This is a genomic window from uncultured Sphingomonas sp. (genome assembly GCF_964244235.1).
Taxonomy (GTDB): domain Bacteria; phylum Pseudomonadota; class Alphaproteobacteria; order Sphingomonadales; family Sphingomonadaceae; genus Sphingomonas.
This window is the reverse complement of the sequence record NZ_CAXTII010000048.1, coordinates 1-20924: the sequence shown is the minus strand read 5'-3', so window position 1 is coordinate 20924 and position 20924 is coordinate 1. Positions and strand designations below refer to the sequence as shown.

Below are 20924 nucleotides of genomic sequence, written 5' to 3'. Positions count from 1 at the left end.
GACGGGTTCATCATCTTGAACTTGGACTTGTTCTCCGACCCGCCGCCCTTCGCGGCGACGTCGATCGACACCGTGTTGCCCGGCACCATCTCGACGTTCAGGACGCTCGGAGTGTTGTCCCTGGTATTGCGGCGGGTGAAGGCGGGATCGGCGAGAATCGAGGCGCGCAGCTTGTTCTCAGGATTGAGATAGGCGCGCCGCACGCCCTCGTCGACAACCTGCTGCAACGAGCGGCCGGTCGTGTCGAGCCGGCAGTCCATGCCCCATCTGACGAAGACGGTAACGATCCCGGTGTCCTGGCAGATCGGCCGGTGCCCCTCCGCGCACATCCGGCTGTTGGTCAGGATCTGCGCGATCGCGTCCTTCGCCGCCGGACCCCGTTCGGCCTCGTACGCCGTGCCCAGCGCGCGGATATAATCCATCGGGTGATAGTAGCTGATGAATTGCAGCGCGTCGGCGACGCTTTCGATCAGGTCGGTTTCGCGGATGATGACGGTCATGCGGGCGTGCATAGCCGCTCGCATCGACGCGGCAAAGTGCGCGGCGTCGATACGCTTTCGAAACGCATCGTGCGCTATCCATTCCCGGCATGTCCGGTAACCCTCCCCCCAGCGAACCGTTCGCGCGCCGTATCGCCGCGACGCTGCGCGTGCTCGGGCTGCACGAGGACGGGCGCGACGCCGCGGTCGAGATGCATCTGATGAAGTTCCGGCGTGTCGCGGTCATATGGCCGGTGTCGCTTTGCGCGGTCATCGGTGGCGCGGCGGTCGCGGTAACCGCGGCGCTCGTCGAACAATCCGCCGTCATCGATATTGCTGCCCTGGCGGGAACCGTGCTGGCGGTGTCGGGCGCGATCTTGTGGCTGCTGCGCGGGCCGCGAACGACCGAGCATGTCGTGCACCGGCGGATGCGCGCGCTGGTCGTCGCCACCGCGGTGCTTGGCGGGACGTTGCTGGGGCTCGCCTGGACGGTCTGCCAGTTGCCCGGCAGCGATTGGGAACAGGCGGGGGTCGCCGCGGCGGCGGGTGCGCTGGTCGCGGTCGCGGTCGCGGTGGTGCCGGTACGGGCCGGGACGCTCGGTCTCGGTGCCGGGCTGATCGTCGCACTGGCGGTGAAGTCGCCCGGCATGACGCTGCCGCTGACCGCGCTGCCGTTCTTCGCATGTATCGCGGTCGGGCTGCTGCGGCTTGGCCGGATCGACGTGCGTCAGGCGCTGGAACGTGCGGCGGAGGCCAGCGAGGGCCGGTTCGCCGCCAAGATGGTCGCCGAGTTCGAAGGCCAGGGGACCGGCTGGTTCTGGGAGACCGATCGCCACGGCCGGGTCACCTATCTGTCCCCGCAGGTCGCCGCCGAGATGTCCGCCCCGGGCGCGAACGCCGCGGGTGGCGTCGGCGGCACCCCGGCGCTGTTGACCGACCTGTTCCGCATGGACAGCACGACGCCGGGCACCGAGCGGACGCTTGCTTTCCATCTGTCGTCGCGGACCAGCTTCTCGGACTATTCGGTCTGCGCCGCACGCACTGGTATGGATGGGTCGGAAAGCGGGCGCTGGTGGTCGATGTCGGGGCGGCCCGTCGTCGACGATCTCGGCCGGTTCCAGGGGTTCATCGGATCGGGGACCGACCTGACCGAAAAGCGCAAGTCGGAAGCCGAGATCACCCGGCTCGCACTGTTCGACGGGCTGACCGGGCTCGCCAACCGCCAGCGCATGCATCTGTCGCTCGACAAGACGCTCAACCAGAAGGCCGGGCCATATCGTGCCACCGCGCTGTTCCTGATGGACCTCGACCGGTTCAAGGCGGTCAACGACACGCTCGGCCATCCCGCCGGTGACGCGCTGCTGAAGCAGGTTGCACAGCGGCTGCAGCGCGGGGTCGGCGACCAGGGGCTGGTCGGCCGGCTCGGCGGCGACGAATTCCAGGTCGTGCTGCCGGGCATGGACGCGCGCGAGCCGCTGTCGGACCTGGCGCGCGAGCTGATCGCATCGCTGTCGCAACCCTATTTCATCGCCGGGACGTCGGTCACCATCGGCTGTTCGGTCGGCATCGCGATCGCGCCCGAACATGGCGAGGATTCGGAGACGCTCACCCGCAACGCCGACCTGGCGTTATATGCGGCCAAGGCGGACGGCCGCGGCGTCCACCGCTTCTATTCGGACGAGATGCTGGCGGGTGCGCAGAGCCGCGCGCTGCTGGAGGACGATCTGCGCCATGCGCTCGCCACCGGTGCCTTCCACCTCGCCTACCAGCCCGTGGTCGCGACGAAGGACGTGCGGATCGTCGGTTACGAGGCATTGCTCCGCTGGGACCACCCGATCCGCGGATCGGTATCGCCCGCGATGTTCGTGCCGGTGGCGGAGGAATGCGGGCTGATCGAACAGATCGGCGAATGGGTGCTGCGGACCGCCTGCCACGCCGCCGCGCGCTGGCCACGCGATGTGCGGGTCGCGGTCAACGTCTCGCCGATCCAGTTCGCCAACCCCAAATTGCCGGCGATCGTGGCCAGCGCGCTGGCGGCGTCGGGGATCGCGGCGGCACGGCTGGAGCTTGAGATCACCGAAGGCGTGTTCCTCGACGAAAGCGCGTCGTCCGAACGCATGTTCCGCGCGCTGAAAGGGCTCGGCGTCCGGCTCGCGCTCGACGATTTCGGAACGGGCTATTCCTCGCTCGGCTATCTTCGTTCGGCACCCTTCGACAAGATCAAGATCGACCAGTCGTTCGTGCGCGGCGCGGTGATGCCGGGCAATCGCAACGCCGCCATCATCAAGGCGATCGTGACGCTGGCGGATACGCTGGGCATGGAGACGACCGCGGAAGGGGTGGAGATCCAGGACGAGATCGAACTGGTCCGCGAACTGGGATGCAGCCACATCCAGGGTTATGTCTATGGCCGCGGCATGCCCGCGGCGGCGGTCGAGGAGCAGCTTGCGGGTGGTGGCCTCGCCACCCCGATCGGCCACAAGGTCAGCCGTGCACCGCGGACCAAGATGCTGCGGTCCGCGCGAATGGCGATCGGGCAGGTAGTGGGCGACGTCAGGATCCGCGACATCTCGCCGGGCGGCGCGATGATCGACGGGATCGAGATCGACGGCGAACCCGGCGGGATCGACGTGCTGATCGAACTGCTGGAGGATCAGATGTTCGCCGCGCGTATCCGCTGGGCCAGGGACGGCAAGGCCGGGATCGAATTCGCGGAAAGCTTCGCGCTGGACCGGCTGAACGCGGTGGACCGGGCGGTACGGCGGGCGGGGTAGGGGTTCGAAATACCCACGTTCGTCACCCCGGCCTTGCGCCGGGGTCCATCGTGCCGCGAGCACCGTCCTTCATTTTCGGAGGTCGGCAAAAGTCGCTAGATGGACCCCGGCGCGAAGCCGGGGTGACGTAGGTCAGAAAAACAATTTCCGCACCGTCAGCTTCACCGTCCGGCCAAGCGGGTCGAGATAGTCGGGCTGGTAGCTGACCGGTGTCGCGCCGGTCCCGTCGGTCACGCGCTGGCGGCTGTCGAACAGATTGTCCGCGGACAGCACGATTCGCATCCCGCGCAGCCAGGGATGCGCCTTCAGCAGATCGAGTCGCTGGCCCAGATCGGCGAACAGCCGGAGGTTCGCGGTGGCGAGCCCGCCGAAGTTCAGCGTTCCGGTCGTCGCCCCGGTCGTGTCGCCGCCGACTTGCGTGCCGCTCGCGTAATTGGCGGACAGCCGCACGCCGAGCCCGTTGTTGTTGTACCCCGCCTGCGCTTCGACGAGGTGACGCGACTGTCCGCCGCTCGAGCCGATCGCATCGCCGTTCAGCAGGTCGAGCTTCGGCAGGCCGTTCCGGATCAGGACCGAATCGGTGAAATACCAGCTATGGTACAAGGCGAACTGCAGCCGCCCGCCGGCCTGGCCACCGCGACCGCCGAAGCCACCGCCACCACCACCGCCGCCACCGCCACGGAACCCGCCGCCGCCGGGCCCGCCACCGCCGGCCGCGCCGCCGCCCGGTCCGCCGGCACCCGGCGCGCCTTGGCCGCCACCCGGCGATGTACCGTCACCGCCGGGTCTGCCGCCGCCCGGTGCGCCGCCGCCCGGTCGTCCGGGGAAATTCAGACCGGCAAGGGGGTTGGGACCGGTGCCGTTGCGAAACGCCTCGAACTCCTTCTGGATCTTGGACTTCAGCGCGATCGACCAGTTGACGCCGGTCCGCAGCTGCGAACTTTCGGTACGCGCGAAATTGACCGGGCGCGTGTCGATCCGCAGCAGCGTGCCGTCCGCCCCGCGCGTGAACCGGTCGGGAAACGCCCCCTCGATCGCGGCGGTGGCGGCGGGGAAGGACGCGATGGCGTTGTCGGTGTGCGCCCGGTTGTAGTCCGCGGTGAAGGTCACGTCCTTTGCCTTCCACGGCTTGATCGTGAGGCCGAGCTTCATGACGTGGCGATTGTCCGCGATCAGCGCCGGGTTGCCGCCGCTGGTCGTCGTCACGGTCGCGGTCGTGCCGTTCACATAATCGAACACCCGCTGATTGGGCGTGGTGACGAGCGGATTGCCGAGTTGCTGCGCGGTCGGCGCGTCGCCTTGATCGGTGATCGACACGAGGACCCGGATCGCATCGATCGGCGACCAGTTCGCGCCGTATCCCACCGTGGTCAGCGTGCCGAAATCCGACAGATGATCGACCGCGACGTTCAAATTCGCCGACAAGGTGCCGATCCACGGCAGCACGTCCTTCGACCGGCTGGTCAGCGGCACGTCGATATTCACCTGGCCGTTGACGATGTCGCGCGTGATGTCGCTGCTCTGCGCCAGCCCGGTCTGGCTTCGGTAGGAATTGCCGCTGAAATCGCTGGCCGACGCGCCGACGCGGATGCTCGTCGAGACCGACCCGGCGGGCAGCGCGAACAGGCTGCCGTTGACGAGCACGTCCGCGCCGCCGCTGTTCGACGTCGAGAAGGCGCGGTTGCCGGGCAGCGCGCCCAGGCCCGGCAACGCGCCGGTGCGCGGGTTGGCGGTCGGGTCGGGCGCGTTCAGCTGCGTCTGATAGGCGGTCGGGTCGAGCCCGGTGTCGGTGAAGGTCTTCGAATCAGTTCGATCATACGTCCCCGTCAGCGACCAGCGCCATTGCCCGATATCGCCGTTGAACGTGCTGCCCAGATGTGACGTGATCGCCGAGGATCGCTGCGCCAGCGGCAGATAGCCGGTGGCGGTGCGCGTGACGGTGTCGGCCGCGCCGTCGGTCGAGAACGGGCTGTTCGCCGGCACCGTCAGTGCCACCGTCGGCAGCCCGAAGGTGCCGACGCTGTCGGTCGATTCGATCCGCCCGTTGAAGCTTGCAGCCACCGCATTGCCGAACAGGTTGCGCGCGTAGACCGCGTTGGCGGTGAAGTCGGTGCTGCGCGGTTGCAGCGTGCGGTACGGGCGCTGGTCGGTGCCGTCGACCGTTGCGACGGCACCGCTGCCGTTCGCGCCGCCGCCCCCTGCACCGCCGGCCGTCGCCGGCAGGATGTCGCGCTGCGCCTCGGTCAGCGCGGCGGTCTGCTGATAGTTCAGATGCAGGTCGAAGCGGCGTTCGCGCTGGATGTTGAGCAGGTCCACCTGCCCCTGCGGGCTGTTGCCGCCGCCCTCCGTGGCTTGTTTGTCGTCAGCTTCCAGCGTGGTCGCGCGGAAGCGGCGGCGGAGAACGATGTTCACGACCTTCTGGTCCGCGCGGTAGCCATATTTCAGCGCGACTTCTTCGGGCAGGATGTCGACTCGCTGGATCGCCTCGGTCGGCAGGTCGCGGATCTCGGAGAAACCCGAGATGCGCCGCCCGTTCAGCAGCACGACGGGCGCGCCGCCCTGGCCTCGGCCGCTGGTCGTCTGTGGTGCCAGTTCGTTCAGCAGGTCGGCGACCGTGCTGACGCCGTAGGAGCGGATGTCCGCTGGGCTCAATTGCTGGTCGGGCTTGATGTCCCCGATCACCGCGCCGGGCTGCGTGCGGCGTCCGTTGACGACGATGTCGGGGCCGTCGGCCTCGTCGTCGCCGGGGGCGGCTCCGCGTGCAGGGGGTATGGGGGCAGTCTGCGTCGGCGCGGTCTGTGCAGGCGCGGTCTGGGCGACCGCCGCCATCGGCAGCACGCTCGCCGCCGTCATCAAACCACAAATTCGTATGCGCATGCTCGTTCCCGTCCCGCGATCGGGCCAGCGCCTAGTAGGCAATTGTCGCAGGATTGTGCCGATGTCGCGCGGCGCGACTATTCCGCCGCCAGCGCCTGTTCGCGTTCCCGCGCCTGACGCATCCACATCTCGGCATAGAGCCCGCCGCGCCGGAGCAGGCCGGCATGCGTTCCCGATTCGGCGATCCGGCCCCCCTCCAGCACGACGATCTGGTCGGCATGGACGATCGTCGACAACCGGTGCGCGATGACGATCGTGGTGCGCCCGCGCTCGACCTGTTCCAGCGTCTCCATGATCTCGGACTCGGTGCGGCTGTCGAGCGCGGAGGTTGCCTCGTCCAGGATCATGATCGGCGGATTCTTCAGCAGCGTCCGCGCGATCGCCACACGCTGCTTCTCGCCGCCCGAAAGTTTCAGCCCGCGTTCGCCGACGCGGGTGGCATAGCCGTCCGCCTGGCGCCCGATGAACCCCGCGATCGCCGCGCCCTGTGCCGCGCCCGCGATCTCTGCTTCGGTCGCACCGTCGCGGCCATAGGCGATGTTGTAGCCGATCGTGTCGTTGAACAGCACGGTGTCCTGCGGCACGATGCCGATCGCGGCGCGAAGCGACGTCTGGGTGACCTGCGCGATGTCCTGTCCATCGATCGTGATCCGCCCGCCCGTCAGGTCGTAGAAGCGGTACATCAGCCGCGCGAGCGTCGACTTGCCGGCGCCCGACGTGCCGGCGATCGCCAGCGTGGTGCCGGCGGGGATGTCGAGATCGATCCCCTTCAGGATCAGCCGGCCGGGATCATAGGCGAAGCGGACATCCTCGAACCGGACATGCCCGCTGCCGACGACCAGCGCCTGCGCGCCTGGCGCATCGACGATCTCGGCGGGCGCGTCGACGAGATCGAACATCGCCGCCATGTCGATCACCCCCTGGCGAATGGTGCGATAGACCATGCCGAGCAGGTCGAGCGGGCGGAACAACTGGCTGAGCAGCGTCGAGATGAACACCACGTCGCCCGGCGTGAAGCGCGCCTGCCCCCAGCCGCGCGCGACGAACACCATCCCGCCCGCCATCATCGCGTTGGTGATGAACGCCTGCCCGATGTTGAGCCACGCGAGCGAGGTCTCGTTCTTCACCGCCGCCGCCGCGTATAGCGACACTGCGCGCTCGTAGCGGCGCGCCTCGCGGTCCTCGGCGTTGAAGTATTTCACTGTCTCGAAATTCAGCAGCGAATCGACCGCATGCGCGACCGCGCCGGTGTCGAGGTCGTTCATCCGCGCACGCAGCGCATTGCGCCAGTCGGTCACCCAGCGCGTGAACCAGATATACGCGGCTACCATCACGACCGTCGCCGCGACCAGCGGCCAGCCGAAGCTGCCGCGGAAGATGTTGAGCACCAGCAGCAGTTCCAGCACCGTCGGCGCGATGTTGAACAGCATGAAATACAGCATCGTATCGATGCTCTTCGTGCCGCGCTCGACCACCTTGGTCACCGCACCCGTGCGCCGTTCGAGATGGAACCGCAGCGACAATTCGTGCAGGTGCCGGAAGACGCTGCTTGCCAGCCGCCGCGTCGCATCCTGCCCGACGCGTTCGAACACCGCATTGCGCAGATTGTCGAACAGCGTCGTCGCGAACCGCGCGCCCGCGTACCCCGCGACCAGCGCCATCACCATCCACACCGCGGACCGGTCGCCATGCGCCATCCGGTCGACCGCATATTTCAGCGCATAGGCGACGACATAGACCTGGATGATCTTCGACGCCGCCACCAGCAGCATCGCGACGACGATCCGCGCCTTCAGCCCCGTCTCTCCCGCCGGCCACAGATAGGGCAGGAAGCGCCGAAGCGTCGGGAGCATCGGCCGCTCGCTGCTCGTGGGGGTATAGATATCGGGAGGCATCGTCGGTCCGCATGTAGGCGCACGACGATCCGCCCGAAACCCGCGACGGGAACTTAATCCAGACCGTGTCGCTTTAACTTTCAGACGTGGGAGGCGATGATGGAACCCCTGTTTTTCGTGATGGCGATCCTGGGATGCGGCGACGGCCAGGCCGCGTGCCAGCAGGCGCGGATCGTTCCCGCCAGATACGAGACGATGGCCCAGTGCCGCGCCGCGCTCCCCGACCAGATCGCACGGAATACCGACCTGTCCTATCCGGTGATCGCCGCGGATTGCCGGCAGGGCGGGCAGCGGATGGCAAGCGGCGCGAAGGCTTCGCCGCGGGGGTGAGCCATCTTTCCACATTCGACGTCGCTTTGACGCCCGACCCACATGCTCCGTCACCCCGGGCTCGTCCCGGGGTCCATCGTGCCGCAAGATCATCGGTCGAAGAATGCGCGGCACGATGGATGCCGGGACGAACCCGGCATGACGGTTGAGCTCAACCCTCGGGCCGCCGCCACAACCCCGCATCGCGCGGCGCATCCGGATACAACCGCGCGCGCGCCATCGCCGCCCGCCCCGCGCGCAAAATGAACCCCAATTTCTGCACTCCCGACGTCGTCACCCGCCGGTCCCACGCGTGCTCGCCCCGCGCGGCCACCGTCCGCCCGATCGCGCCGTAGATCGCCGCCGCCGCCAGCACCGCCCAGGCCGACCGGAACGACAGCGACGGCGTGCCCTGCCGCGCGCTCGCCTCGAACCCCGCGGCGCGGTCCGCCAGCCGCTTGCCCAGCACCGCCAGCCGCTGGCGATAGGGCGGCTTCATGTGTTCGCCCGGCGGGATATCCATCTCGACCAGCCAGTCGACCGGCAAGTAGCAGCGCCCCGCCCGGTCGTCCTCCCCCACGTCGCGCGCGATATTGGCGAGCTGGAACGCCATCCCCAGATCGCACGCGCGGTCGAGCGTCGCAACGTCGTCGGGCGACACCCCCATTGCGACCGCCATCATGCACCCGACGACGCCGGCGACATGATAGCAATATTTGTACAGATCGTCCTCGGTCCGCGGCCGCCACCCTTCGGCATCCAGCGCGAACCCGGCGATCAGGTCGCGCGGCCAGGCGTGCGGCAGGCGTGTCTCCGCAGCGAACACCCGAAGCGCGTCGAATGCGGGATCGCCGACGATGTCGCCCGCCAGCGCGGCATCGGTCTTCGCCGACATTTCCGCCAGCCGCGCCGTCGGATCCTCGACCGCGTGCATGGCATGGCCATGCTCCTGGCCGTCCGCGATATCGTCGCACGCGCGGCACCAGGCATAGAGCAGCCACGCCCGCTCGCGCACCGCCGGCGCGAACAACAGGCTGGCCGCGGAAAAACTCTTCGATCCCCGCGCGATCGATGCGCGTGCAGCCGTGACGATCGCGTCGCGGGTGGGGAGGGCGTCGCTCAAAGATCCGCCGTCTTCATCCGGACGATCGGCTGCGTCGGCACATGCGCCACCATCCGCGCGAGCAGGTCGTCGAGCGTATCGGCGACGATCAGCAGGTCGTGGTGCTGCGCGCGCAGGAAACCGACCGCGCCCATCTTTTCCCAGAACGCGATCAGCGTGTCGTAATAGCCCGCGACGTTCAGCAGCCCGACGGGCTTGGCATGATAGCCCAGCTGCGCCCAGCTCAGCGCCTCCCACAATTCGTCCATCGTGCCGGTGCCGCCCGGGATCGTCACGAAGCCGTCCGACAGGTCGGCGAACGCGCGCTTGCGTTCGTGCATCCCATCCACGGTGCGAAGCTCGGTCAGCCCGCGGTGCGCGACCTCGGCATCGACCAGCGCCTGGGGGATGACCCCGATCACCTCGCCCCCCGCCGCGAGCGCCGCATCCGCCACCGCCCCCATCAGCCCGAGCCGGCCGCCGCCATAGACAACCCCGATCCCCCGCGCGGCCAAGCCGCTACCGACGCTGCGCGCGCAGTCCATGTAGACTGGGTCGGCAGGGGTGGCGGAGCCGCAATAGATCGCGAGGCGCTTCACTTAAATCCTCCCCGTTTACGGGGAGGGGGACCAGCGAAGCTGGTGGAGGGGGCTCTCCACACGCGAACCGCTCGCCGCGGCCCGCCCCCTCCACCACCAGCTGCGCTGGCGGTCCCCCTCCCCGTCCCGGGGAGGACCGAGAAGCCGTTCAACGCTCCCCCTCCAGCATCAGCGCCGCGGTCGCCTTCGCGCTGCCAACGACCCCCGGTATTCCCGCCCCCGGGTGCGTGCCCGCGCCTACGAAATACAGGTTCGGGATCGCGTCGTCGCGGTTGTGGACGCGGAACCAGGCGCTTTGCGTCAGGACCGGCTCCAGCGAGAAGGCGCTGCCGAGATGCGCGTTCAGGTCCTGCGCGAAGTCCTTGGGCGCGTAGCTGAACTTGGTCACGATCCGGTCGTGGATGTCGGGGATCAGCCGCCGCCCGACCTCGTCGAGGATCCGCTTCTCCAGGATCGGCCCGACCTCGTCCCAGTCGATCGGGAACTTGCCCATGTGCGGCACCGGGGCCAGCACGTAGAAGGTGCTCATCCCTTCGGGCGCGAGGCCGGGATCGGTGACGGTCGGATGGTGGAGGTAGAGCGAGAAATCCTCCGCCAGCACGCCGTGGTCGTAGATGTCGGCGAGCAGGCCTTTGTAGCGCGGGCCGAACAGGATCATGTGGTGCGGGATGCCCGGCCAAGTGCCTTGCACGCCGAAATGCACGACGAACAGCGACGGGCTGTAGCTCTTGCGCTCCAGCTTCGCCTTCGTCCGCTGTGCGCTGCGCGACGTCTTCAGCAGGTCGCGGTAGGTGTGCATGATGTCCGCATTCGCCGCGATCGCGTCCGCCTCGCCGTGCCAGCCGCTCGCGGTGGTGACCCCGGTCGCGCGGTCGCCCAGCGTTTCGATCGACACCACCGGATCGCCGAGCCGCAGCACGCCGCCCAGCCGCTCGAAATGCGCGACCATCCCGGCGATCAGCCGGTTGGTGCCTCCTCGCGCGAACCACACCCCGCCATCGCGTTCCAGCTTGTGGATCAGCGCGTAGATCGCGCTCGTCGTCATCGGGTTGCCGCCGACGAGCAGCGTGTGGAAGCTCAGCGCCTCGCGCAGTTTCTCCGACTTCACGAAGCTGGAGACCATCGAATAGACCGATCGCCACGCCTGGTATTTCATCAGCGCGGGCGCGGCCTTGATCATCGACGCGAAGTCGAGGAACGCGACATGGCCGAGCTTCTCATAGCCCTCCTCGAACACGCCCGCCGAATATTCGAGGAACTTCTGGTATCCCGCCCAGTCGTCGGGATGCAGCTTCTCGATCTCGCGGCGCAGGATCGTGTCGTCGTTGGTGTAATCGAAATTGGTGCCGTCCGCCCAGTTCAGCCGGTAGAAAGGCGTGACCGGTTCCAGCGTCACGTCGTCCGCCATGTCGCGGCCCGACAGCGCCCATAATTCCTCGAGGCATGCCGGATCGGTGATGACGGTGGGTCCGGCATCGAAGGTGAAGCCGTCCCGTTCCCAATAATAAGCCCGCCCGCCGGGCTTGTCGCGGCTTTCGACGATGGTCGTCGCCAGCCCTGCGGATTGCAGCCGGATCGCGAGCGCGAGCCCGCCGAAGCCGCTGCCGATGACGATCGCCGATCTTGGCGGCGCGAAACGCGAGGTCATGCCATGATCGCCCGCACCGCGCGTGCGATCGGTACCGGCGGCCGCCCGGTCAGGATCCGCGCCTTGTCCATCATCGTCGATCGTCCTGCATAGAAACGTCCTATAAGACCGGGCGCGAGCCGGTAGAAGCGTTCGAGGATCCGGTAGCGCTCCTCGGGCTCGGCGGCCTTGAACAGCATCGCGTCAAGCATCCGGTAGAAGCCGCGCTCCCGCCAGCGCGCGCGCGCATGGCCGTAGGTCGCGTCGTGCAGCGCCGCGCCCGAGAAATCGGTGCGCGCCGCCAGCCGGTTGGCGAGCCGGATCGCATCGGGCAGCGAATAGCCCGTGGTCGGATGGAACAGCCCGGCGCGCATGCCTGCTTTGGCGATGTGCGCGCCGCCCGACCGCCAATAGGCGTCGAAATCGCCGCCGATCGCGACCGGCAGCACGCCCTGTTCGGTCCGGCCCGCCTCGACGACATCCCAGCCGCGGGCGGCGGCATAGGCGGCGATCCGGTCGGTCAGGACGGCGGCGTCGAGATCGGGGGTGCCGCTGTAATAGGTGTCCTCGACGAACATCCGGTCGGCAGCGAAGGGCAGGCAATAGACGAAGCGATAGCCGTCGATCTGTTCGACCGTCGCGTCCATCACCAGCGGGTTGGACGCATCGTGCGGGGCCGCAAGCGTCAGTTCGCGCCCGACGAATTTCTGCCAGCCAAGCTCGAGCAGCGACAGATCGCCCGGCCCGCGCGCGTCGATGACGCCGCCCGCCTTCATCCGGTTGCCGTCCGCCATCACGACCGCGGTCGCCGATGCGCCGATCACCTTGCGGCGGAGCATCAGTTCGCCCGGCAGCAGCGCGCGCGACACCGCGCGGTGCAGGGCGGCGCTCTCGATCGAATAATAGGCCGCGCCGATCGTTCGGCCGTGATGCGGAAAGGCGACGTCATAGGCCGGCCAGGAATGCGTGACGAGCGGCGCGACCAGCGGGCGATCACGTTTGGCCACATCGCTGCCGAAGAACGACCAGAGATGATTGCCCCCGACGACGTCCCCCGCATCGATCAGCCGCAGATCGAGCCCCGGATGCGCGGCCTTCAGTGCAAGCGCGATCAGCCCGCCGGCCAGCCCGGCACCGACGATCGCCACATCGCAATTGACTGTTGAGGCCATGTCGCACCCTACCGCGTCCATCCGCCGCGCGACACCCACGATCGGTCGCGGCGGCAACCTGTCTTGTCGGGGGGGGGGACTCTTCAATCACCCTCATTCCGTTCCCCGGCGAACCGTGGACCGATGGGAATGGAACCCGCGACCGACCACCGCTACACCGCGACTATGATCGCCCCGACCCTGATCACCCCCCGCCTCACGCTGACGGGCCATACCGGGGACGACCTCGACGACCTCGCCGCGATGTGGGCCGATCCCGGCGTCTACGGCATGATCGGCGGGAAGCCGCAGAGCCGCGAAGAGGTATGGATACGATTGTTGCGATCGGTCGGGCAATGGACGCTGTTCGGCTATGGCAACTGGGTGCTGCGCGACACCGCGACGGGGCGTTTCATCGGCAGCGCCGGGCTGCTGGAGGCGCGGCGGGCGATCGATCCGCCGATCGACGCACCCGAAACGGGCTGGGCGCTGGCGGCGCACGCGCATGGGCAGGGCTATGCGAAGGAAGCGCTGGACGCGGTGCTGGCATGGAGCGACGCGCAACGAGTCCCACGGACGATGTGCATCATCGATCCGGACAACAGCGCCTCCATCCGGCTGGCGGCCAAGATCGGCTACCGCGCGATCGGGCGGGCGACCTATCATGATCGCCCGGTCGATCTGTACGAACGCATGGCGGGCGCGGGCGCGAACGGGTAAGGGGGCAGGGTGATCCTCGCGCTCCTCCTGTCCGCCGCCGCGATGACGCTGATCGTCGGGGTGCGGTATATGATCGTATCGGGCGCGTTCGCCGCGGTAACGCGCGCGCGCCATCCCGGGCTGTATGCGGGGCTCGACCCGCAGATGCGCCGCGAGATCGGCTGGAGTCTCGCCTCCGCGGCGATCTACGGCGTGCCCGCGGGGATCCTCGCCTGGGCGTGGCAGCATCGTGGCTGGACCCGGGTCTATACCGACTGGCACGCGATGCCGCCCTGGTATCTGCCGCTGTCGGTGTTCGTCTATATCGCGCTGCATGACGCCTGGTTCTACTGGACGCATCGCTGGATGCACCGGCCCGGGCCGTTCAAGCTGGCGCATGCGGTCCATCATGCCAGCCGACCGCCGACCGCCTGGGCGGCGATGGCGTTCCATCCCATCGAGGCGCTGACCGGTGCGGTCGCGATCCCGCTACTGGTATTGTCCGTGCCGATCCACGTCGCGATGCTCGGCGTCGTGCTGACGATCATGAGCGTCATGGGGGTCACGAACCATATGGGGTGGGAAGTCTTTCCGCGAGTCCTGTGGCGCGGGCGGATCGGCGACTGGATCATCACCGCCAGCCATCACCAGCGCCATCACGAGCGTTACGACGCCAATTACGGGCTGTACTTCCGCTGGTGGGACCGGTGGTGCGGCACCGACCGGGGGATCGGGGATTTCGCGCGCGACCACGCCCGTGCCGCCCGCCGCCGGGCGCCCGCGCCCGCCGAGTGATCGCCCCGGCGTGATGCCCGAATACAACACCGGTGCGGGCTTCGCGGGGACACAGGCCGGATGAGGGACCGATCCGCGGGACAGGGCGTTACGCGCTCGCAATCAATTTTTCCGTGGAGCCTGCTCGTGCGCCGATCGACCCTTATGACCTTCGCCGCCGCGCTCACCGCCGCGGCGAGCCCCGCTCTGGCGCAGGATGCGAACACGCCGCCGTCCGTGGCGGGCAGCCAGGCGACCGATTTCGGCGATCACACCACGATCGGCGTCGGGGCCGTCTATCTGCCGGACTATGAAGGCTCGAACAATTACCGGATCGAGCCCGCGCCGCTCGCGATCGGTGCGGTCAAGGGGTTCGCCTTCGCGCTGATCGGCAACCGGCTGAGCATCGATCTGATCCGCGATCCGAAGGACTCGAAATACGACTTCCAGCTCGGCCCCCTCGGCGTCGTCGATTTCAACCGCGACAGCAGCAGCTTTACCGATTCCCGCGTGCGTGCGCTCGGCAAGGTCGGCACCGCGATCGAACTGGGCGGCTATGCCGGCATCGGCAAGACGGGCGTCATCACCAGCCCCTACGACAAATTGTCGGTATCGCTCAGCTATCGCTACGACGTCAGCAACGTCCACAAGAGCGGCATCCTGCAGCCCAGCATCAATTACCTGACGCCGCTCAGCCGCAAGGCGGCGATCGGGATCTTCGCCTCGGCCGAACATGCCGAGCGCGGCTATGCGACGTCCTATTACACCGTCAACGCGGCGCAGAGCGTCGCGAGCGGGCTGCCGGTCTATTATGCCAGCCCGGGCTGGAAGGACGTGTCGGCCGGCGCGGTGGCGACGGTGGCCCTCACCGGCGACCTGCTCCATGGGTTCAAGCTCTTGGCCGGCGGCACCTATACCCGGCTGATGAACAGCTTCGCCGACAGCCCGGTCGTCAGCATCGCCGGATCGCGCGACCAGTGGATCGGCGCGCTCGGGGTGGCGTACACGTTCTAGGGCGGATGCATTCCGGTCGGCCGCGCGGGAAGCGTTGAAAAGCGAAATTTTTCTGCCGGTCGCTGCGTCCTTTTCCCTGACGGAGCGTATTTCCTCCGCATCGGACGTTCGGCATGATCGCCGCTCGCGACGATGGTTCGTGTCCTGAGACGATCAGTGCCGGTGTTTCGTCATGTCGGCGATGCGCCATGAAATGGTTCCGGGCGCATCCTCGCCCAGCTTCCGAACGATAGGGGATCCTGAAAGATGACCGACAGCCAGAAACTGATCGATGCCTTCGACGCGCGCGTCGAACGCCGCGAGAATCGCCGTGCGTTCTTCACCAACGCGCTGGGCGTCGCCGCCGTCGGCGGGGCCTTCGTCTATGCCACCGCCGCCGCCGCACAGACCGCCGCTCCGGCGCAGATCGATGTCGATGTGCTCAACTTCGCGTTGAACCTCGAATATCTCGAGGCCAATTTCTATTCCTACGCGTCGTTCGGTACGCCGATCGACCCGACGCTCACGACCGGCACCGGAACCAACGGCGTCGCCGCATCGGTGGCGACTTCGACGGGTGCCCGCGCGGTGAACTTCACCGACCCCGTGGTGTCGCAATATGCCAAGGAGATCGCGCTGGACGAGATTCAGCACGTCAAGTTCCTGCGTACCACGCTGGCGTCGCTCGCGGTCGCCCAGCCGCAGATCGATATTGGCACTTCACCGAACGGTGCGTTCAGCACCGCCGCCCGCGCCGCCGGGATCATCGGGGCGACGACCACGGCCGCCCCGACCTTCTTCGACCCATATGCGTCGGACGAGAATTTCCTGCTCGGTGCCTATATCTTCGAAGACGTCGGCGTCACCGCGTACAAGGGCGCGTCGCCGCTGCTGGTCAACAAGACCTATCTCGAGGCCGCCGCCGGTATCCTCGCGGTCGAGGCCTATCACGCGTCGATCGTCCGGACCGTGCTGTACGGCAAGGGCATGAGCGTCGGCGGCACCGCCATTCCCGCGGCCTTTGGCGGCGGCACCTACCCCGCGACCACGCCGAACCCCGCACTCATTACCAATGCGGGCAAGATCTCCGCGGCGCGCGACAGCCTCGACGGAACCTCGGCGACCCCGGCGGCGAACGCGGTTACACCCGATCCGATCACCGGCAAGGACATCAGCGACGACCAGGGCATCGCCCCGGTCACGACCGGTGCGGGCGTGCGTGCCAACATCGCGCCGCTGAACCAGAACGGCCTCGCCTACAGCCGGACGGCCAATGCGGTGCTCAACATCGTCTATCTGACGCCCAACGCCGCCAAATCGGGCGGGTTCTTCCCGGCCGGGATGAACGGCAACATCGTCACCAGCACGCAGCAAGTCTGACGCCAGCAATAACCCGTACGGGGAGACATATGATGTCCGATACCAATTATCTCGAAGTCATGGATGCGGTGGAACGCCGTCGCACCGAACGTCGCAAGTTCCTGAAATATGCCGGTGCGGCGACCGCCGCGGCCGGCGGACTGTCGCTGCTCGCGGCATGTGGCGACGACACCCCGGCTCCGTTGCCGACGCCGACCACCACGCCGCCGCCGGCACAGGCGCAGGTCGATCTCGACGTGCTGAATTTCGCATTGAACCTCGAATATGTCGAAGCGCAATTCTATTCCTTCGCCGCGTTCGGATCGGGGCTGTCGCCCGCGATTCTCACCGGTACGGGTACGCAGGGCGCGGTGACCGGTGGTCGCCAGGTGAATTTCACCGATCCGATCGTGAAGCAATATGCGCTCGAGATCGCGGCGGACGAGTCCGAACACGTCAATTTCCTTCGCACCGTGCTCGGCTCGGCGGCGGTGGCGATGCCGGCGATCAACATCGACGGCAGTGCGACGGGTGCGTTCAGCCAGGCCGCGGTGGCGGCGGGGGTCGTCCCCAAGGGCGGTGCCTTCGACCCCTACGCTTCGGACGAGGCCTTCCTGCTCGGCGCGTTCATCTTCGAGGATGTCGGCGTGACTGCATACAAGGGCGCGGCACCGTTGCTGGTCAACAAGACCTATCTGGAGGCGGCCGCGGGCATCCTGGCGGCAGAGGCCTATCATGCAGGCCTGCTGCGAACCGTTCTGTACCGCAAGGGCGTCTCGGCGCCTGCGCTTCGCACGATCGCCGGTCAGATTTCCGATGCGCGTGACAGTCTCGACGGGACGTATGACGACGATCAGGGTATCACCCGCGCCGATACGACCGCATCGAACATCGTGCCGGTCAATGCCAACGGCATCGCCTATAGCCGCAACACCGACCAGGTCCTGCACATCGTGTATCTGAACGGGACGACCGGTGCGGCGTCGGGCGGGTTCCTTCCGGCCGGCGCAAACGGCAACATCAAGATCGCCAACGCCAACCCGGCGACCTACACCGCGGCATAATCGCCGTCGTCTTCATGAAATGCGGGCCGTGCGGGCGATCGCGCGGCCCTTTTTCGTTGGACGGCCCGGTGCTTGCGCTTATGGTCGCGGCTTCCCCGGGGAGCCGCAAGGCTGAGATAGGCGCATGCCGCCTGAACCCGCCGAACCTGATCCGGTCAGCGCCGGCGGAGGGAGTGGAGCGGTGTCCGATCCTGGATCCCCGCGCTTTTGCTCCCGGTAGAGATGGAGCGACACGCATGGCCGATTTTCCTGCCCGTACCGAAATAGGCGTTACCACCGGGCCGATTCGCGGCAGCCGCAAAATCCATGTCGGCCCGCTGAAGGTGGCGATGCGCGCGATCGATCTCGATCCGTCCTGCATCGAACCGCCGCTGAACGTCTACGACACCAGCGGCCCCTATACCGATTCGCAGGCGCATATCGACATCATGGCCGGCCTGCCCGCGCTCCGCCGCTCGTGGATCGAGGCGCGCGGCGATGTCGAGTCCTATGACGCGCGCCACTTGAAGCCCGAGGACAACGGCCAGCTGGGCCCCGACCGCTCCGGCGGCGTCCAGCCCTTCCCGCACGTCATCCGCCGTCCGCTACGCGCGAAGGCCGGCGCGAACGTCAGCCAGATGCACTATGCGCGCCGCGGCATCGTCACCCCCGAGATGGAATATGTCGCCACCCGCGAAAACCTGGGTCGCCAGCAGATGCGGGGCCATGTCCGCGACGGCGAGAGCTTCGGTGCGAGCATCCCCGACTTCGTCACCCCCGAATTCGTCCGCGACGAAGTGGCGCGCGGCCGCGCGATCATCCCCAGCAACATCAACCACCCCGAAAGCGAACCGATGGCGATCGGGCGCAACTTCCTGGTCAAGATCAACGCCAATATCGGCAACTCGGCGGTCGCATCGAACGTCGCCGCCGAAATCGACAAGCTCGTCTGGTCGATCCGCTGGGGCGCGGACACCGTCATGGACCTGTCGACCGGCCGCAACATCCACGACACGCGCGAATGGATCATCCGCAACAGCCCCGTGCCGATCGGCACCGTGCCGATTTACCAGGCGCTGGAAAAGGTCGGCGGCGTCGCCGAGGACCTGACCTGGGAGATTTTCCGCGACACGCTGATCGAACAGGCCGAACAGGGCGTCGACTATTTCACGATCCACGCGGGGGTCAGGCTGGCGTACATTCCGATGACCGCCAAGCGCGTGACGGGTATCGTCAGCCGCGGCGGCTCGATCATGGCGAAATGGTGCCTCAGCCACCACCGCGAGTCGTTCCTGTACGAACGGTTCGACGAGATCACCGAGATCATGAAGGCCTACGACATCGCCTATTCGCTGGGCGACGGCCTTCGCCCCGGATCGATCGCGGACGCGAACGACGAGGCGCAGTTCAGCGAGCTCTACACGCTCGGCGAACTCACCCACCGCGCGTGGAAGAGCGACGTGCAGGTGATGATCGAGGGCCCCGGCCATGTGCCGATGCACAAGATCAGGGAGAATATGGACAAGCAGCTGCAGGTCTGCGGCGAGGCGCCCTTCTACACGCTCGGGCCGCTGACGACCGACATCGCACCCGGCTACGACCACATCACCAGCGGCATCGGCGCCGCGATGATCGGCTGGTACGGCACCGCGATGCTTTGCTACGTGACCCCCAAGGAGCATCTGGGCCTGCCCGACCGCGACGACGTGAAGGTCGGCGTGGTGACGTACAAGCTGGCCGCCCATGCCGCCGATCTGGCGAAGGGCCACCCGGCGGCGAAGATGCGCGACGACGCGCTGTCGCGCGCGCGGTTCGAATTCCGCTGGCGGGATCAGTTCAACCTGTCGCTCGATCCCGACACGGCGGAATCGTACCACGACCAGACCTTGCCGGCGGAGGGCGCCAAGACCGCGCATTTCTGTTCGATGTGCGGGCCGAAGTTTTGTTCAATGAAGATCACTCAGGAAGTCCGCGACTTCGCCGCGAAGCAGAACCAGCCGGCGGATGGGTTCATTGCCGCGGGTGGGCCGACCGGCGCGGAGACGGCGGCGGCGAGCAAGGCGGCGGCGTTGAAGGGCATGGCGGAGATGAGCGAGATGTTTCGGGAGAAGGGTGGGGAGGTTTATTTGGCGGTGGAGGGGTGAATGGCACGATACTAATTCGAAAGCGTTTTGCCTTCGTCGAATGAGGCCTTTTTGCGCAATCCAACGCCAAATCCGACCGACCGAAAAATTAGCGATTGCGACGTAGGATTCAGTGTGAGATTCACCTGAAACACCGCTTGAATGGAGATGTCATATGGCAGCAAGAAAGCAGTTCCTGCAGGTTCGGCCAACCGACCCCGCGCTGAAGGCGCTTCTAGATGCCGCGAAGGGAAAGAAGGTTACCGAGGCCGAGCTTAACGAACAGCGTGTCAGTTTCGCGTTTGGCAATGCGCCAGTTTCAGATTTCATCACGAAAGATTCGGTGCGGGCGTCATCGCAAAGCATTCTGATAGCTGGTTGAGGAGATGGCCCGCGAAAGCGGGCCTTTTTTATGTCGATTAGAAAAACCGATAACCCAGCATTTTATGCTCGAATTCAAGAGCATAACCTTCTTCGTCAGTACGATCTGCTCGCAAACTGCATTGAGATCGGAATGCAAAAGGGCATAGACTCTTTTGATAAATATACACTTTGGTCTTTAAACGCTGCTGCCGTAGCGAATATCGCTCAGTTTGGAGGCCGTTTTCGGGAGCAGCCAATCTACGTTGGTAACCATCGACCACCTCATTACCGTGAAGTGGGTAATTTGATGGACCAATTTATTTCAGTTGTTCATGAAAACTGGGATGTGATCGACCATCCCACATGGCTTCCAGCATATGCACTTTGGCGAATGAACTGGATTCATCCTTTCATCGAAGGCAATGGTCGGACTGCCAGGGCAGCGTGCTATTATCTGATCTGTATGAAAGCAGGGGGGTTATTGCCGGGACGAAAGATTGTGCCCGAGCGGATTCGTGAAAATCGAGAACCCTATTATGCAGCTCTCCAAGCGGCAGACCGTCATTGGGAAGACGGTGATTTCGACGTCTCCGAACTGGCTGCATATCTCGAAGGCCTATTAAAGGCCCAACTGGAAGATATCTGACGCTATTTTTGGCGGTGTTCGCGGCTTGCCACCACCGCAACGTTGGTGTGCATGCGTTGATCGTGCCCCACGGCGTGGTGTAGCTTCGCCGGTGTGATCACGGCGATCTCC

17 protein-coding genes and 1 riboswitch are annotated in these 20924 nt (G+C 66.6%); of the genes, 10 read left to right on the top strand and 7 right to left on the bottom strand.

Annotated features, from left to right (window positions below):
- Positions 1-500 (bottom strand): fumarate hydratase (locus ACFE7D_RS09345; protein WP_375395153.1); only part of this gene is annotated, 500 nt, incomplete at its 3' end.
- A gap of 89 nt (positions 501-589) precedes the next feature.
- On the opposite strand from ACFE7D_RS09345, the gene ACFE7D_RS09340 reads away from it, so the two are divergent.
- Positions 590-3253 carry an EAL domain-containing protein gene (locus ACFE7D_RS09340; protein WP_375395152.1) on the top strand — a complete coding sequence of 888 codons (2664 nt, stop codon included), beginning with the start codon at positions 590-592 and terminating at the stop codon, positions 3251-3253.
- Between the two features lie 132 nt (positions 3254-3385).
- On the opposite strand, the gene ACFE7D_RS09335 is transcribed toward ACFE7D_RS09340, so the two are convergent.
- Both ACFE7D_RS09335 and ACFE7D_RS09330 read right to left on the bottom strand, forming a co-directional pair.
- Positions 3386-6106, bottom strand: coding sequence for a TonB-dependent receptor (locus ACFE7D_RS09335; protein ID WP_375395151.1), 2721 nt, complete (start codon positions 6104-6106; stop codon positions 3386-3388).
- A 101-nt stretch (positions 6107-6207) separates the two neighbouring features.
- Complete coding sequence (locus tag ACFE7D_RS09330) at positions 6208-8025, bottom strand: ABCB family ABC transporter ATP-binding protein/permease (protein WP_375395150.1); 1818 nt, start codon at positions 8023-8025, stop codon at positions 6208-6210.
- Between the two features lie 99 nt (positions 8026-8124).
- On the opposite strand from ACFE7D_RS09330, the gene ACFE7D_RS09325 reads away from it, so the two are divergent.
- A complete protein-coding gene (locus ACFE7D_RS09325) occupies positions 8125-8355 on the top strand; it encodes a hypothetical protein (protein ID WP_375395149.1) in 231 nt (76 codons plus the stop codon).
- A gap of 151 nt (positions 8356-8506) precedes the next feature.
- Here the strand turns inward: ACFE7D_RS09325 and ACFE7D_RS09320 are convergent, their stop codons facing one another.
- The 4 genes from ACFE7D_RS09320 to crtY form a co-directional block, all read right to left on the bottom strand.
- Positions 8507-9457, bottom strand: coding sequence for a phytoene/squalene synthase family protein (locus ACFE7D_RS09320; protein ID WP_375395148.1), 951 nt, complete (start codon positions 9455-9457; stop codon positions 8507-8509).
- The gene (locus ACFE7D_RS09315; RefSeq protein ID WP_375395147.1) at positions 9454-10035 is read right to left on the bottom strand and encodes a TIGR00730 family Rossman fold protein; all 582 of its coding nucleotides are present in this window, start codon (positions 10033-10035) and stop codon (positions 9454-9456) included. Before ACFE7D_RS09315 ends, ACFE7D_RS09320 begins: the two co-directional genes overlap by 4 nt.
- 148 nt (positions 10036-10183) lie before the next feature.
- Positions 10184-11683, bottom strand: a complete 1500-nt coding sequence (locus tag ACFE7D_RS09310; protein WP_375395146.1) for a phytoene desaturase — start codon at positions 11681-11683, stop codon at positions 10184-10186.
- The gene (gene crtY, locus ACFE7D_RS09305; protein ID WP_375395145.1) at positions 11680-12834 is read right to left on the bottom strand and encodes a lycopene beta-cyclase CrtY; all 1155 of its coding nucleotides are present in this window, start codon (positions 12832-12834) and stop codon (positions 11680-11682) included. Before crtY ends, ACFE7D_RS09310 begins: the two co-directional genes overlap by 4 nt.
- A gap of 129 nt (positions 12835-12963) precedes the next feature.
- Between crtY and ACFE7D_RS09300 the strand changes: the two genes are divergently transcribed.
- The 8 genes from ACFE7D_RS09300 (at position 12964) to ACFE7D_RS09265 (ending at position 20813) form a co-directional block, all read left to right on the top strand.
- Positions 12964-13533 (top strand): GNAT family N-acetyltransferase, encoded by a 570-nt coding sequence (locus tag ACFE7D_RS09300; protein WP_375395144.1) that lies wholly within the window; start codon positions 12964-12966, stop codon positions 13531-13533.
- A 42-nt stretch (positions 13534-13575) separates the two neighbouring features.
- Positions 13576-14307: a sterol desaturase family protein gene (locus ACFE7D_RS09295; RefSeq protein ID WP_375395154.1), complete on the top strand. Its 732-nt coding sequence runs from the start codon at positions 13576-13578 to the stop codon at positions 14305-14307.
- A gap of 144 nt (positions 14308-14451) precedes the next feature.
- Positions 14452-15300, top strand: a complete 849-nt coding sequence (locus ACFE7D_RS09290) for a MipA/OmpV family protein (protein WP_375395143.1) — start codon at positions 14452-14454, stop codon at positions 15298-15300.
- 246 nt (positions 15301-15546) lie between these two features.
- Entirely contained in the window at positions 15547-16659 is a 1113-nt protein-coding gene (locus ACFE7D_RS09285; protein WP_375395142.1) for a ferritin-like domain-containing protein, read from the top strand.
- Between the two features lie 29 nt (positions 16660-16688).
- Positions 16689-17702 (top strand): ferritin-like domain-containing protein, encoded by a 1014-nt coding sequence (locus tag ACFE7D_RS09280; RefSeq protein ID WP_375395141.1) that lies wholly within the window; start codon positions 16689-16691, stop codon positions 17700-17702.
- A gap of 86 nt (positions 17703-17788) precedes the next feature.
- A riboswitch (TPP riboswitch) is annotated at positions 17789-17893 on the top strand.
- A gap of 45 nt (positions 17894-17938) precedes the next feature.
- Positions 17939-19825 (top strand): phosphomethylpyrimidine synthase ThiC, encoded by a 1887-nt coding sequence (gene thiC / locus ACFE7D_RS09275; RefSeq protein ID WP_375395140.1) that lies wholly within the window; start codon positions 17939-17941, stop codon positions 19823-19825.
- A gap of 154 nt (positions 19826-19979) precedes the next feature.
- The gene (locus ACFE7D_RS09270) at positions 19980-20186 is read left to right on the top strand and encodes a hypothetical protein (RefSeq protein WP_375395139.1); all 207 of its coding nucleotides are present in this window, start codon (positions 19980-19982) and stop codon (positions 20184-20186) included.
- 30 nt (positions 20187-20216) lie between these two features.
- On the top strand, positions 20217-20813 hold the full coding sequence (locus ACFE7D_RS09265; protein ID WP_375395138.1) for a Fic family protein: 597 nt from the start codon (positions 20217-20219) through the stop codon (positions 20811-20813).
- Positions 20814-20924 lie beyond the last annotated feature (111 nt).

Bases quoted from the DNA above. Each gene is read 5' to 3' on its own strand.
- ACFE7D_RS09300 (WP_375395144.1), top strand. From the start codon at position 12,964: ATGGAACCCGCGACCGACCACCGCTACACCGCGACTATGATCGCCCCG.
- ACFE7D_RS09270 (WP_375395139.1), top strand. From the start codon at position 19,980: ATGGCAGCAAGAAAGCAGTTCCTGCAGGTTCGGCCAACCGACCCCGCG.
- ACFE7D_RS09280 (WP_375395141.1), top strand. From the start codon at position 16,689: ATGATGTCCGATACCAATTATCTCGAAGTCATGGATGCGGTGGAACGC.
- ACFE7D_RS09340 (WP_375395152.1), top strand. From the start codon at position 590: ATGTCCGGTAACCCTCCCCCCAGCGAACCGTTCGCGCGCCGTATCGCC.
- ACFE7D_RS09285 (WP_375395142.1), top strand. From the start codon at position 15,547: ATGACCGACAGCCAGAAACTGATCGATGCCTTCGACGCGCGCGTCGAA.
- ACFE7D_RS09330 (WP_375395150.1), bottom strand. From the start codon at position 8,025: ATGCCTCCCGATATCTATACCCCCACGAGCAGCGAGCGGCCGATGCTC.
- ACFE7D_RS09265 (WP_375395138.1), top strand. From the start codon at position 20,217: ATGTCGATTAGAAAAACCGATAACCCAGCATTTTATGCTCGAATTCAA.
- ACFE7D_RS09290 (WP_375395143.1), top strand. From the start codon at position 14,452: ATGACCTTCGCCGCCGCGCTCACCGCCGCGGCGAGCCCCGCTCTGGCG.
- crtY (WP_375395145.1), bottom strand. From the start codon at position 12,834: ATGGCCTCAACAGTCAATTGCGATGTGGCGATCGTCGGTGCCGGGCTG.
- thiC (WP_375395140.1), top strand. From the start codon at position 17,939: ATGGCCGATTTTCCTGCCCGTACCGAAATAGGCGTTACCACCGGGCCG.
- ACFE7D_RS09325 (WP_375395149.1), top strand. From the start codon at position 8,125: ATGGAACCCCTGTTTTTCGTGATGGCGATCCTGGGATGCGGCGACGGC.
- ACFE7D_RS09310 (WP_375395146.1), bottom strand. From the start codon at position 11,683: ATGACCTCGCGTTTCGCGCCGCCAAGATCGGCGATCGTCATCGGCAGC.
- ACFE7D_RS09295 (WP_375395154.1), top strand. From the start codon at position 13,576: ATGACGCTGATCGTCGGGGTGCGGTATATGATCGTATCGGGCGCGTTC.
- ACFE7D_RS09335 (WP_375395151.1), bottom strand. From the start codon at position 6,106: ATGACGGCGGCGAGCGTGCTGCCGATGGCGGCGGTCGCCCAGACCGCG.